Here is a 13,437-nt window from a genome sequence, read left to right on the forward strand (position 1 = left end):
AGGGTTGGCATAATACCCGCTCTCGGTGACCGGATAAAGAAGGATTTGGATAAAATCTGAACAGTTGCGACCTGTAGCGCTGAGCTTCAAGCGGCAAGCTTCAAGCGGCAAGAGGCGAGAGACCGGCTATCGGCTCGCTTGGCTTGCAGCTTGCAGCTTGTCGCTTATTCCGGCGAGCGGAAGCTGAGGCTGTAGTTCACGGCCTTGGGGCCTGGGTCGAGAATATCGAGGGCGATGTGGATTGGTGTCTGGCTGGGCATTTCGCCGCGCCCGGCCAGTTCACCCGACAGGTATTCGCTGGGCTTGAACCGACGGCTGGCGATCAGCTGGCCGTTGAGGTCGGCGAAGCGCAGCTCCAGCAGCGGGAACGGCTGGGCGAACGGTGCGCGGTTGTAGATGATCGCATCGACGATCAGCGCGCCCTTGAAGTCCGGGTGGCTGCGCACCACCAGGTTGCTGCTCTTGATCCGGCCAATATCGACGCGGGTCGGCACTTGGCAGCCGAGCATCGGGCACACTTGCTGGAAGATTGGCCGGTACTGGTCCTGGCGGGCCAGTTCGTCGAAGTGGAACCACACGTACTGGAATGCCAGCAGGCCTGCGGCCAGCAGGGTCAGGAAGCTCCACAGCAGGCGCTTGCCCCAGTTGGGCCGGGGTTTTTCCCAACCCAGCTGCAGCGGGTCGTCGACCACGTCGACCAACGGCTCCTTGCGTGACGCGCGTTCCGGCCTGGCGGCAAAACCGGGCTCCAGGCGTTCGCCGGGCAGCGGCTCGAGCGGGTCGTCGTCGCGGGCCGAGAAATGGAGGTCGGTGTCGTCGTCATCACGGGCGCTCAGGCCCTTTTCGTGAATGACGTCGTCATCGTGTTCGTCGAACCGATGTTCGGGCTCGGGCTGCGCAGCAGGTTGCGCAGGTGGTTCGTCGTCGAGGTCCAGGTCCAGGTTGCCACCAAGGGTCGGCTCGGTGCGATCACCCGGTTCCGGCGCCAGTGGCTGCTCATCCAGCAGCACCGGCGCCGGCTCATGGGCCGCGGGCGGTTCGTGGCGGTCGTCGGTCGCGGTGCCGAACAGCTCATCATCATGCTCATCGGCAGCCGGCTCGTCGCGGCGGGCCTGCAGGGCGGCGCCCTGGGTGTCGGGGCGTGGTTCGGCCGGCTCGCCACGGCGTTCGAGGCGGGCCAGCTCCTGGTCCAGGTCGAGCTCATCCAGGGCCTTGGCGGTGATGGCCCAGTCCTCTTTCTCGACCGGTGGCGGCTCGCTGGCGACCGGTTCAGGCGCCGCGACCGGTTCGATCACCGCTGGCGGTGGAGCGACCGGTTCGATCACCGCTGGCGGTGGAGCGACAGGTGCGACGCTGGCCGCGGCACGGTTCTGTTCCAGCAACTGCTTGGCCGCATTGAACACCTGCAGGCAGTGACCGCAGCGCACGACGCCGCGAGCCACGCTCAACTGGTGATGGGTGACGCGAAAGCTGGTCTGGCAATGCGGGCACTGGGTGACGAAACTGTCGGTCATGCGGCGATCCGGGAGCTGTGCAGAGAACTATTCTAGGCCCGCTTAGCGGCGCCGACCACTGATGCGCACCCAGCCGTCGCGTACGACGATCGGGTCCAGATCGAAATCGGCAGCGTAGGCGGCAGCCACTTCCTCGCCCTGTTCGGCGAGGATGCCCGACAGGGCCAGCAGGCCACCTGGGCGGACCAGGCCGGACAGCTGCGGCGCCAGCGACACCAAGGGGCCGGCGAGAATGTTGGCGACCAGCACATCGGCCTGCATGGCCGGCATGTGCTCGGGCAGGTACAGCGCGAACTTGTCGTCGGCGATGCCGTTGCGCTGGGCGTTGTCACGCGAGGCTTCGATGGCCTGCACGTCGATGTCGGTACCAACGGCCTCGCGCGCGCCCAGCAGCAGGGCAGCGATGGCGAGGATGCCCGAGCCGCAGCCGAAGTCCAGCACCTGGGTGCCTTGCAGCTGCTGGCCGTCGAGCCATTCCAGGCACAGTGCGGTGGTCGGGTGGGTGCCGGTGCCAAAGGCCAGGCCCGGGTCGAGCAGCAGGTTGACCGCGTCCTGTTCCGGGGCCTCGTGCCAGCTCGGCACGATCCACAGGCGCTGGCCGAAGCGCATTGGCTGGAAACCGTCCATCCAGCTGCGTTCCCAGTCCTGGTCCTCGATCACCTCGGCCTGATGCTCGGGCAACTCGGCGCCGGTCAGCAATTGCAGGTGGGCGAATACCGCTTCAGGCTCGGCGTCGGCTTCGAACAGTGCCAGCAAGTGAGTGTGCGACCACAGCGGGGTGGTGTTGAGGTCGGGTTCGAAGATCGGCTGGTCTTCGGCGTCCATGAACGTGACCGATACGGCGCCGACTTCGAGCAGGGCGTCTTCGTAGGTTTCGGCTTGTTCCGGGCTGATGGCCAGGCGTACTTGCAGCCAAGGCATGGCGGGCACCTTTGGTAAATCTGACAGGGGCAGCCCTAGGCTGCGCGAAGCCTGGCAGTTTACGCGAGTGCGGGGGGTTTGTAGAGCAGAGCCGGCAGGCCGCGTCGCCTACTTCGCGGGCACGCCCGGTCCCACAGGTATTCCACAGTGCGTGAGGCCTGTGCAGTACCTGTGGGAGCTGGCTTGCCTGCGATGGGCCGCAGAGCGGCCCCGGCGATCTCAATGCCTGGCGAGGAATTCGGCCATCTTTTGATTCACCTGCTCCGCCGCCTCCATCTGCACCATGTGCCCGACCCCAGGCAGCACAAGCACCTCGGCCTCGACCCCGTCGGCATGCGCCGCTGGAATGATTGCATCCTCGGCCCCCCAGATCACCAGTGCCGGGTGCTGCCCGAGCACCCCACGCAGGTCATGCCGCTGGCGGTCACCGTCGGCCAGCGCCGCCGCCAGTTGCCGTAATGCGTCGTCCACGCCTTCCAGCCGCTTGAACTTGAGCATGTCCTCGAGCATCTGCCGGGTCACCAGCCCCGGGTCGGCGAACAGCTGCACCATCTGCGGCTTCAGCGCATTGCGGTTGGCAGCGGCGACGAAGCCTTGCAGGTACTGACCATTGATTGTGTCACCCAGGCCGGCACTGGCCACCAGGCTCAAGCTCGCCACCCGCTGCGGTGCCAGGCGCGCCACATTCAGGCTGACCGCGCCGCCCATGGAATGCCCGGCCAGGTGGGCACTGGCGATGTCCAGATGATCGAGCAGGGCCAGCACGGTCTCGCTCAATTCATCCAGGCCACCTTTTGCCAGGGCCTTGGCCGATTCACCATGCCCCGGCAGGTCCAGGGCAATGACCCGACGCTCGGCCGCCAGCGCCGGGTGGTTGAACAGCCAGTTGTTGAGGTCGCCGCCAAAGCCGTGCACCAGCACCAACGGCGTGCCACCTTCACCCAGCTCGAACCAGCGCAGCAGGCGCCCGGCTACCTCGGCCTTCTGCGGTGCCGGCCCCTGGGCCTGGTCGGCGCCGCCTTCGGCGACGAACTCGGCCTGGAAGCGCTGCACCACGGCGTCGATCTCCGACTCCTCGGCTTCACCTTCCACCACCACGGCCAGCAGCGCGCCGACCGGCAGGGTTTCGTCGGGTCGCGCCACCTGGCGGCGCAGAACGCCGCTGAACGGCGCCTCGACGCTGCTGCTGATCTTGTCCGTTTCGACATCCAGCACTTCGTCGCCCTTGCTGATTTCGTCCCCCTCCTGCTTGAGCCAGGCGTCGACCCGGCCTTCGGTCATCGACAGGCCCCACTTGGGCATGGTCAGGGTATGGATCTGGCTCATGCGGCACTCCTTGCAGCTTCGATCACCTTGCGCACCGCCGCTTCGATCTTCGCCGCGTCAGGGATGTACAGGTCTTCCAGGGCATCGGAGAACGGCACAGGGGTGTGCGGCGCGGTGACCATCTCGATCGGGCCCTTGAGCGCGGCGAAGGCCTTTTGTGCGACCAGTGCGCTGATGTCGGTGGCTATCGAGCAGCGCGGGTTGGCTTCGTCGATCACCACCAGGCGGCCGGTCTTTTCCACGCTTTCGAGGATGCTGTCCTCGTCCAGCGGGCTGGTGGTGCGCAGGTCCAGCACTTCGCAGTCGATGCCCTGGCGGGCCAGGTTGTTGGCGGCTTCCATGGCCACGTGGACCATGCGCCCATAGGTCACCAGGGTCACATCGTCGCCGTCGCGCAGGAAGTTGGCCTCGCCGAACGGCACGGTATAGACCTCCTCCGGTACCTCGCCCTGCATGCTGTAGAGCAGCTTGTGCTCGCAGAAGATCACCGGGTCGTTGTCGCGGATCGCCTGGATCAGCAGGCCCTTGGCGTCATACGGCGAGGAAGGGCAGACCACCTTCAGGCCGGGGATGTGGGTCCATAGCGAGGTGAGCATCTGCGAGTGCTGGGCAGCGGCGCGCAGGCCGGCGCCGTACATGGTGCGCATTACCAGCGGGGTGACCGCCTTGCCGCCGAACATGTAGCGAAACTTGGCGGCCTGGTTGAGGATCTGGTCCAGGCAGCAGCCGGCGAAGTCGACGAACATCAGCTCGCACACCGGGCGCAGGCCCTGGGTGGCGGCACCGACGGCGGCACCGACGTAGCCGATTTCCGACAGCGGCGCATCGAGCACGCGCCCCGGGAACTGATGGTACAGGCCTTTGGTGACACCGAGCACGCCACCCCAGGCGTCCTCTTCACCCGGGGCGCCTGCGCCACCGGCAACGTCTTCGCCGATGATGAACACGCTGGTGTCGCGGCGCATTTCCTGGGCCAGGGCTTCGTTGATAGCCTGCTGATAGCTGATTTTTCTAGCCATGGTGGTTCTCCTGTTGTTCTTGTTGTCCGGGCTCAGGGGTAGCTGACGTAGACGTCGGTGAGCAGGTCGGCGGGCTGCGGCTTGGGGTCGGCCTTGGCGCGGCGCACGGCGTCCTCGATCAGGTCGTCGACACGGGCGTCGATGGCGTCCAGTTGCGCTGCCTGCAGCAGGCCGGCACGGGTGGTCTTGTTGCGGAACTGCAGCAGGCAGTCGCGGGACTCGCGCAGGTTCTTCACTTCGTCCGGGGCGCGGTAGGTCTGTGCATCGCCTTCGAAGTGGCCGTAGTAGCGGCTGAGCTTGACCTCGATCAGCGACGGCCCTTGCCCGGCGCGGGCGCGCTCGATGGCGGCGCCGGCAGCCTCGTGCACGGCAAAGAAGTCGAAGCCGTCGATGGTCACCCCTGGCATACCGAAGCCGGCAGCGCGGTCGGCGATGTGGTCGCAGGCCACCGACCAGGTCGAGGCGGTGGCTTCGGCGTAGCCGTTGTTCTCGGCGACGAAGATGCACGGCAGGTTCATGATCGAGGCCAGGTTCATCGCCTCGAACACCGCGCCCTCGTTGGAGGCACCATCGCCGAAGAAGGCCACGGCGACGTTGTCGTTGCCCTTGATCTTGGCCGCCAGGGCGGCACCGGCCACCAGGGGCGCACCGGCGCCGACGATGCCGTTGGCACCGAGCATGCCTTTTTCCAGGTCGGCGATGTGCATCGAACCGCCCTTGCCGCCGCACACGCCGGTCTTCTTGCCGTAGATCTCGGCCATCATGCCGTACACGTCGACGCCCTTGGCAATGCAGTGGCCATGGCCGCGGTGGGTCGAGGCGATGCAGTCGCTGTCGCGCAGGTGCGCCATGACCCCGGCGGCCGAGGCTTCTTCGCCGGCATACAGGTGGACGAAGCCGGGTATCTCGCCGGTGGCGAACTCCACGTGCAGGCGTTCTTCGAAGGCGCGGATGGTGCGCATCACTTCATAGGCATGCAGCAATTGCTCTGAACTGAGGTGAGTGGACATCTTGTTGTTCTCCAGGGTTGTCTCAACACGGGGTTGCAGGGTGCAGCCGATGGCCGCGCGGGACGGCCAGCAGGTGATGACGGGCGGCATGTGCCAGCACGGCCTCGACCTCAACGGTCAACGGGCCTTGCAGGTCGAGGGTGATGGTCGGGGTGTCGTGTTCGGCGAACTCGATCTCGCGCTCGCCATCCAGGGCCAGGGTGCCGGCGGTGAGGCTCAGGCGGTGCGCCACCCCCGGGCTGAGCATGCCGCTGGCGGTGATGCCACAGCCTTGCAGCAGGCCGGGGGCCAGTGGCGCGAGCAAGGCCTGTTCGGCGCCGGGGTTGAGCCGCACCCAGGCGCCGTGAGGTTCATGGCGGGTGACCGGCTGCCACAGCCCGCAGAGCGCAGACAGGCCAATGGCGTGGGGCTCGGCGAAGCAGGCGAAGATTTCGCTGAGGTCTTCGCTGCGGCTCAGCGCGCGGGCGCCGATGAAGCGTTGCGGCGACACTGCGACTTCGACCAGCGCCCACTCGCACAGCTGTTGCTGCGGCACCCTCACCAGCAATCGCTTGTTACGGCGCAGGCCGATGCTGGCCGGTACCCGGCCGCCAGCGAGCAGGCCGCCGGCGAGGCCGGCGCTGGTGGCTTCGCGCAGTTCCGGGAAGGCGTTGTTGGTGCCGGTGGACAGGGTGAGCAGTGGGGTGTCCCCAGCTTCGGCCGCCACGGCCTTGTGCGTGCCGTCGCCACCCAGCACGGCGATCATCGCCACGCCGCGCTCGACCATCTGCCGGGTGGCCAGGCGGGTATCGCTGACGGTTTGAGTCAATGGCAGGTCGAGCAGTGCCAGGCGCGGCCAGTGCTGGGCCTGTGCCACGGGGCCGAGGCTGGCCTTGAGCACGGCGGCGGCGATGCCGGTCATGTCGGTGGGCAGCAGCACCTCGGCCACGCCGGTGGCGCCGAAGGCGGCGAGCAGGCGCTGGATGACCGAGGCCTTGTCGGTGCTGGAGTAGAGCCCGGCGTTGCTGGTCAGGCGACGCAGGTCGCGGCCGGAGGCAGGGTTGGCAATGATCCCGATGGTCGGGGCGGGCTGCGGCATGGCACACCTCGTGTTCTTGTTTGCCTAGGCTTGAGCAAGGTGGGTGCCAGCTTTCTTCGCATGCCCTGCAAGGGCCGTTGCAGAGGGGTTCGAGGGCTGTAGGGCCTGGCTGCAGCGGCCCTTGCCTGAGACGCTGCGTACCAGTCTTGCCGGGTGCTTGCCGGGCGGCTGAGACGCTCCGTCTCAAGCCCACCGGTAATCACACAGCGCTTGTCGGAGCATGCCGGCAGGCGCTTAATGGCCGCACAACGACAAGAACAAACAGGAACCGGAGGTCTCATGCTTGCCGCGAACTCCCGAGCCCATGTCGATTGCGTCAGCCGGGTGCTGAAGAACGCCGGCCGCCTGCCCCAGGCGCCGGTGCCGCCGCTGATCCTCGACTCATGGCGCCGTTCCATGGAGCTGTACCGTCTTGACCCCGGGTCTCAGCAGGGGCCGCGCATCCTTTCCCAAAGCCTGCTCAACGAATGCCGCGAGCGCGCCGAACTGTTCCTGCGCATTGCCAGTGATGCCGTGGCACGCCTGCATGCACGGGTGCGTGGCGCCGACTATTGCGTGCTGCTGACCGATGCCTTGGGGCGCACCATCGACTACCGGGTCGAATCGGTCATTCGCAACGACTGCCGCAAGGCCGGCCTGTACCTGGGCACCTGCTGGTCGGAGGGCGAGGAGGGCACCTGTGGTGTGGCGGCGGTGCTGACCAGCAAGGCGCCGGTCACGGTGCACAAGCGCGACCACTTTCGCGCCGCCTTCATCGGCCTGACCTGCACGGCGGCGCCGGTGTTCGACCCGCAGGGCGAGTTGCTTGGCGTGGTGGATGTGTCGGCCCTGCAATCCCCGGACGACCGACGCAGCCAGCACCTGATCCTGCAACTGGTGGAACAGACCGCACGGGAAATCGAAAACGCTTTTTTCATGCACAGCGCCCAGGGCCACTGGGTGATGCGCGCCCATGGCACGCCGGGCTACGTGGAGAGCCAGCCCGATTACTTGCTGGCCTGGGATGCCGACGGGCGCCTGCAGGCGATCAACAGCCTGGCCCGCGAGCGCCTGTTGGCGCGTCACGGGCGTTTGCCTGAACACATCGGTGAGTTGTTCGACATTGGTCAGCTGCGCCGCGCCAACGAGGCCTCGGCCCAGCGCCTGCCAGGTTGGGGCGGGTTGTACGGGCGGGTCAGCGCGCCCCAGCGGCGGGGCCGGGCGCAACCCTTGCAGCAAGCACAGGATGCGCGCCTCGAACAGCACCTTCGGTTGGCCACAAGGGTCAAGGATTGCAACCTGGCCGTACTGGTGCAGGGCGAGACCGGTGCCGGCAAGGAAGTCTTCGCGCGCCAGTTGCACCAGCAGAGCCAGCGCCGTGATGGGCCGTTCGTCACGCTGAACTGTGCGGCCATCCCCGAGAGCCTGATCGAGAGCGAGCTGTTCGGCTATGTCGCCGGGGCGTTTACCGGTGCGTCGAGCAAAGGTATGCAGGGGCTGCTGCAGCAGGCCGCTGGCGGCACCTTGTTCCTCGACGAGATTGGCGACATGCCGCTGAGCCTGCAGACCCGCCTGCTGCGGGTGCTGGCAGAAGGCGAAGTGGCGCCGCTGGGCGCTGCGCGGCGGGAGCGGGTGGATATCCAGGTGATCTGCGCAACCCATCGCGACCTGGCGGCGATGGTGAGCGATGGGCGTTTCCGTGAGGACCTGTATTTCCGTCTGGCCAATGCCCGGTTTGAGTTGCCGCCACTAAGGGAGCGGGAGGATCGGTTGGGCTTGATTCATCAGTTGCTGGCGGAGGAGGCCGAGGCTTGCGGGGTTGAGGTGATGCTGGCTGACGATGCGTTGCAGGCGCTGCTGGTGTACCGCTGGCCGGGGAATTTGCGCCAGCTGCGGCAGGTACTGCGTTATGCCTGTGCGGTCAGCGAAGGCGGGCAGGTGTGCCTGGAAAATCTGCCGCAGGAGGTGCGGGGTGATGCCGTGCCTGTGGCTGATGCCGGGGTATCGAGCCCGGCTCGGCAGTTGCTGCTCGATGCCTTGATACGGCATCGCTGGAAACCGGCGGAGGCGGCGCGGGCCTTGGGGATATCGCGGGCGACGTTGTATCGGCGGGTGCATGAGCACCGGATCGAGATGCCGAGGATGAAGGGGTAGGCCTTGACGGGCAATAAAAAACCCCGGCACTGGGCCGGGGTTTAGGTGCATCACGCTAACGCGATCACTCCTGGCTGGCCAGTTTGTGCTCGAGGTAGTGGATGTTCACGCCGCCTTTGCAGAAACCTTCATCACGCACCAGGTCGCGGTGCAGCGGGATGTTGGTCTTGATGCCGTCGACGACGATCTCGTCCAGAGCATTGCGCATGCGCGCCATGGCTTCGTCGCGGTCCTTGCCGTAGGTGATCAGCTTGCCGATCAGCGAGTCATAGTTCGGTGGAACCGAATAGCCGCTGTACAGGTGCGAATCGACGCGTACGCCATTGCCGCCCGGAGCGTGGAAGTGCTTGACCTTGCCTGGGCTCGGAATGAACTTCTTCGGGTCTTCGGCGTTGATCCGGCACTCCAGCGAGTGGCCACGGATGACCACGTCTTCCTGGCGGAACGACAGCTTGTTGCCAGCGGCGATGCTCAGCATCTCCTTGACGATGTCGATACCGGTGACCATCTCCGACACCGGGTGCTCAACCTGCACACGGGTGTTCATCTCGATGAAGTAGAAGCGACCGTTCTCGTACAGGAACTCGAAGGTACCGGCACCGCGGTAGCCGATCTCGATGCAGGCGTCGACACAACGCTTGTAGACTTCCTGACGGGCTTTCTCGTCGATGCCCGGGGCCGGGGCTTCTTCCAGCACCTTCTGGTGACGGCGCTGCAGCGAGCAGTCACGGTCGCCCAGGTGGATGGCGTTGCCCTGGCCGTCGGACAGTACCTGAACTTCCACGTGACGTGGGTTGGTCAGGAACTTCTCCAGGTAGACCATCGGGTTGCCGAAGGCAGCACCGGCTTCGGTACGGGTGAGCTTGGCCGAGGAAATCAGGTCCTCTTCCTTGTGCACCACGCGCATGCCGCGACCACCACCGCCACCGGCGGCCTTGATGATCACCGGATAGCCGACGTCACGAGCGATCGCCAGAGCGACCTCTTCGTCTTCTGGCAGCGGGCCATCGGAGCCCGGTACGGTCGGTACGCCCGACTTGATCATCGCGTCCTTGGCCGAAACCTTGTCGCCCATCAGGCGAATGGTGTCGGCTTTCGGGCCGATGAAGGCGAAACCGGACTTTTCCACCTGCTCGGCGAAATCGGCGTTTTCCGCGAGGAAGCCGTAACCCGGGTGGATCGCGGTGGCGCCGGTGACTTCGGCGGCAGCGATGATCGCCGGGATGTGCAGGTAGGAATCCTTGGACGATGCAGGGCCGATGCAGACCGACTCGTCTGCCAGGCCCAGGTGCATCAGTTCACGGTCGGCCGTGGAGTGCACGGCGACGGTCTTGATGCCCAGCTCTTTGCAGGCACGCAGGATCCGCAGGGCAATTTCCCCACGGTTGGCGATCAGGACTTTTTCGAGCTTCCCAGACATCGTTGGCTCTCCGCGATTCAAACGATGGTGAACAGCGGCTGGTCGAACTCAACCGGCTGGCCGTCTTCCACCAGGATGGCGTCGATGACACCGCCAACATCGGCTTCGATGTGGTTCATCATCTTCATGGCTTCGACGATGCACAGGGTGTCGCCTTTCTTCACGCTCTGGCCAACTTCAGCGAAGTTCGGCGAGGTCGGCGAAGGCTTGCGGTAGAAGGTACCGACCATCGGCGAACGGATCACGGTGCCTTTCAGGGCTGGAGCAGCAGCGGCTTCGGCGGCTGGAGCAGCAGCGGCAACCGGAGCAGCGACAGGCGCGGCAGCCATTGGCGCAGGTGCGTAGAACTGCTGGGCAGCCGGGGTCTTGCTGTGGCGGCTGATACGGACCGACTCTTCGCCTTCCTTGATCTCCAGCTCGTCGATGCCAGACTCTTCCAGCAGCTCGATCAGTTTCTTGACTTTACGGATATCCATTAATCATCAACTCCCAAAGGTTCGGTCAGGGGGCGAAATTTAAAAACGTATCTGAACGTTTCTCTGTAACCCCGGCCCACTGAGGCCAGGGTTTTCGTTATCAGGGCTGTGCGTTGGCAGCCAGTTGTTCCAGTGCAGACTCCAGGGCCAGGCGATAACCGCTGGCGCCCAGGCCGCAGATCACTCCTACTGCAACATCGGAAAAGTAGGAGTGGTGACGGAACGGTTCGCGTTTGTGCACGTTGGACAGGTGCACTTCGATGAATGGGATGCTCACCGCGAGCAATGCGTCACGTAATGCGACGCTTGTGTGGGTGAAAGCAGCCGGATTGATCAGGATGAAGTCCACACCCTCGTTGCGTGCGGCATGAATACGCTCGATGAGTTCGTACTCGGCATTGCTCTGCAGGTACTGCAAATGGTGGCCAGCGGCGCGGGCGCGCTGCTCCAGGTCCTGGTTGATCTGGGCCAGGGTCACGGCGCCGTAGTGGCCCGGTTCGCGAGTCCCGAGCAGGTTCAGGTTGGGGCCGTGGAGCACCAGTAGGGTTGCCATCTGCGGTTTCCTTGGATTTGTAGGGCAATTCGACACAGCGCGGCGAGTGTGCCGCAAAGCGACGGCAAGTGTCCAGTTCCCGGCAATAGCCAGCACGTTGCCCGAGGTTCGCGCGAAGTATGTGACCAAATAATTAATTCTGGTCACTCATTGGGAGAAATTTCCCGGCACGCGGGAAGTTATAGACCGAGTTTGCCACGCACGCGCGTCAGAATCTGCGCAAATTCGCCGGCGTTTATCTCGCCAATCACACGATCGGCGGTCATTTCGCTACCGTTCGCCGCAAAGAACAGCAACGCTGGCGGCCCGAACAGCTGATAGCGATCGAGCAGCGTGCGCTGTTCGGCGCTGCTTTCGGTAATGTCGAAGCGCAGCAGCTTGAAGGCACTCAACGGCCCTTGAACCTGCGGCGCATTGAGCACTTCGTGTTCGATCACCTTGCAGCTGATGCACCAGTCGGCGTACCAGTCCAGCAGCACCGGTTGGCCAGCGGCCTTGGCCTCGGCCAGGGCGGCGTCCAGTGCGGCCGGGGTGGTGACGGTTTGCCAGGCATCGGCCTTGGCCACTGCACCGCTGTCGGTGGCTGCGGCGGGGGGCGGCAGTGGGCGCAGCGGGTCACCTTGGCCACTCAGCGCGCCGTACCAGCAGGCCAGCGCATACACCAGCAGCGCCAGGCCCAACAGTTGTGCCAGGCGTTGGCGTGGCGCCTTGACCACGAACTCCAGGGCACCGAGGAACAGCGCCACGCCAGCCGCCAGGAACCCGACCAGCAGCAAGGTCGCCGGCCCCGGCAAAATGCGGCTGAGCAGCCCGATGGCCAGGCCCAGCAGCAACACGCCTATGGCATTTTTCACGGTGTTCAGCCAAGGCCCGCTCTTCGGCAGCCAGGCCGCGCCACCGGTGGCAATCAGCAGCAACGGGGCGCCCATGCCCAGGCCCAGGGCGAACAGCTTGAGCGCGCCGCCCACGGCATCGCCGCTGGCGCTGATGTACAGCAAGGCGCCGGCCAGCGGCGCCGACACGCAGGGCGAGACCAGCAGGCTGGAAAGCACGCCGAGCAGTGCCGCACCGAGCAGCGAGCCGCCCCGGGTGTGGTTGGCGATGTTGTTCAGGCGGTTGTTCAGGGCCTGCGGCAACTTGAGCTCGAACAGGCCGAACATGGCCAGGGCGAACACCACGAAGAACAGTGCGAACGGCACCAGTACCCAGGCCGATTGCAGGCGTGCCTGCAGGTTCAGGCCAGCGCCGAACAGGCCCATCAGCGCGCCGAGCACGGCGAAGCTGGCGGCCATCGGCAGCACGTAGGCCAGCGACAGCGCGAGGCCGCGCAGGCCACCGACCTGGCCACGCAGGACCACGCCAGACAGGATCGGCAGCATCGGCAGCACGCACGGGGTGAAGGTCAGGCCGACCCCGGCGAGGAAGAACAGCAACAATGACTTCCAGCTCCAGCCCTGTTGGTTACCTGCAGGCAGGGCGGCGCCAGCAGCGGGAACTTCGCCATCAATGTTCAGGCGCTCGGTTTCCGGCGGGTAGCACAGGCCCTTGTCGGCGCAGCCCTGGTAGCCCACCAGCAGGGTGAAGGCGCGGGCGTCGGTACGTGGGATCTCGATATCGAGCACGCCGTGGTACACCTCGACGTCGCCGAAGAACTCGTCGTGCTTGGCTTCGCCCTTGGGGATGCTTGGCGGGCCCAGGGCGATGTCCGCCGGTTCCGTGCGGAAATGGAAGCGGTGGCGGTACAGGTAGTAACCGTCGGTGGCGACGAAGCGCAGCTTGAGGGTTTGCGCGTCGGCCTGCACCAGGCTGAGCTTGAAGGCTTCGTGCACCGGCAGGAAGTCGGCATTGTTGGACAGCGAAGCGGCGCCGAGGGTGGCGCTGGGGCGGTTGTCGAGCAGGCCCGAGGCGAAAGCAGGGCTGGCCAGCAGCAGGAACAGCAGGAAAAACAGGCGGCGCATGGCGGACTCGCGAGGTGGAACGTGCCCGC

11 protein-coding genes are annotated in these 13,437 nt (G+C 65.6%); 1 reads left to right on the forward strand and 10 read right to left on the reverse strand.

The genetic code is table 11. The features are described 5' to 3' along the window. Window positions 1–164: 164 nt before the first annotated feature. The 6 genes from ABE528_RS21610 to ABE528_RS21635 all read right to left on the reverse strand — a co-directional run bounded on the left by ABE528_RS21610 (window position 165) and on the right by ABE528_RS21635 (window position 6,868). Complete coding sequence (locus ABE528_RS21610; RefSeq protein WP_346654022.1) at window positions 165–1,514, reverse strand: DUF3426 domain-containing protein; 1,350 nt, start codon at window positions 1,512–1,514, stop codon at window positions 165–167. Window positions 1,515–1,556: 42 nt separating this feature from the next. Next, complete coding sequence (gene prmA / locus ABE528_RS21615; protein WP_346654023.1) at window positions 1,557–2,435, reverse strand: 50S ribosomal protein L11 methyltransferase; 879 nt, start codon at window positions 2,433–2,435, stop codon at window positions 1,557–1,559. A gap of 219 nt (window positions 2,436–2,654) precedes the next feature. Beyond that, window positions 2,655–3,761, reverse strand: coding sequence for an acetoin dehydrogenase dihydrolipoyllysine-residue acetyltransferase subunit (locus tag ABE528_RS21620; protein WP_152956930.1), 1,107 nt, complete (start codon window positions 3,759–3,761; stop codon window positions 2,655–2,657). Further along, window positions 3,758–4,780 (reverse strand): alpha-ketoacid dehydrogenase subunit beta, encoded by a 1,023-nt coding sequence (locus ABE528_RS21625; RefSeq protein ID WP_346654024.1) that lies wholly within the window; start codon window positions 4,778–4,780, stop codon window positions 3,758–3,760. The genes ABE528_RS21620 and ABE528_RS21625 overlap by 4 nt, the downstream gene beginning before the upstream one ends. A 32-nt stretch (window positions 4,781–4,812) precedes the next feature. Continuing rightward, the gene (locus ABE528_RS21630) at window positions 4,813–5,790 is read right to left on the reverse strand and encodes a thiamine pyrophosphate-dependent dehydrogenase E1 component subunit alpha (protein ID WP_152956928.1); all 978 of its coding nucleotides are present in this window, start codon (window positions 5,788–5,790) and stop codon (window positions 4,813–4,815) included. Between the two features lie 22 nt (window positions 5,791–5,812). Further along, window positions 5,813–6,868, reverse strand: a complete 1,056-nt coding sequence (locus tag ABE528_RS21635) for an NAD(+)/NADH kinase (protein ID WP_152956927.1) — start codon at window positions 6,866–6,868, stop codon at window positions 5,813–5,815. A gap of 279 nt (window positions 6,869–7,147) precedes the next feature. On the opposite strand from ABE528_RS21635, the gene ABE528_RS21640 reads away from it, so the two are divergent. Beyond that, complete coding sequence (locus ABE528_RS21640; protein WP_152956926.1) at window positions 7,148–9,001, forward strand: sigma-54-dependent Fis family transcriptional regulator; 1,854 nt, start codon at window positions 7,148–7,150, stop codon at window positions 8,999–9,001. A gap of 64 nt (window positions 9,002–9,065) precedes the next feature. Here ABE528_RS21640 and accC read toward each other — a convergent pair whose 3' ends face one another. The 4 genes from accC to ABE528_RS21660 form a co-directional block, all read right to left on the reverse strand. Then, window positions 9,066–10,421 (reverse strand): acetyl-CoA carboxylase biotin carboxylase subunit, encoded by a 1,356-nt coding sequence (accC, locus tag ABE528_RS21645; protein WP_152956925.1) that lies wholly within the window; start codon window positions 10,419–10,421, stop codon window positions 9,066–9,068. Between the two features lie 17 nt (window positions 10,422–10,438). Further along, entirely contained in the window at window positions 10,439–10,897 is a 459-nt protein-coding gene (gene accB, locus ABE528_RS21650) for an acetyl-CoA carboxylase biotin carboxyl carrier protein (RefSeq protein ID WP_152956924.1), read from the reverse strand. Window positions 10,898–10,997: 100 nt separating this feature from the next. Further along, window positions 10,998–11,450 carry a type II 3-dehydroquinate dehydratase gene (gene aroQ, locus ABE528_RS21655; protein WP_027920816.1) on the reverse strand — a complete coding sequence of 151 codons (453 nt, stop codon included), beginning with the start codon at window positions 11,448–11,450 and terminating at the stop codon, window positions 10,998–11,000. A 179-nt stretch (window positions 11,451–11,629) separates the two neighbouring features. Beyond that, a complete protein-coding gene (locus ABE528_RS21660) occupies window positions 11,630–13,408 on the reverse strand; it encodes a protein-disulfide reductase DsbD (RefSeq protein ID WP_346654025.1) in 1,779 nt (592 codons plus the stop codon). Window positions 13,409–13,437: the final 29 nt, after the last annotated feature.

This window comes from Pseudomonas sp. TWI628 (assembly GCF_039673865.1).
GTDB lineage: Bacteria > Pseudomonadota > Gammaproteobacteria > Pseudomonadales > Pseudomonadaceae > Aquipseudomonas.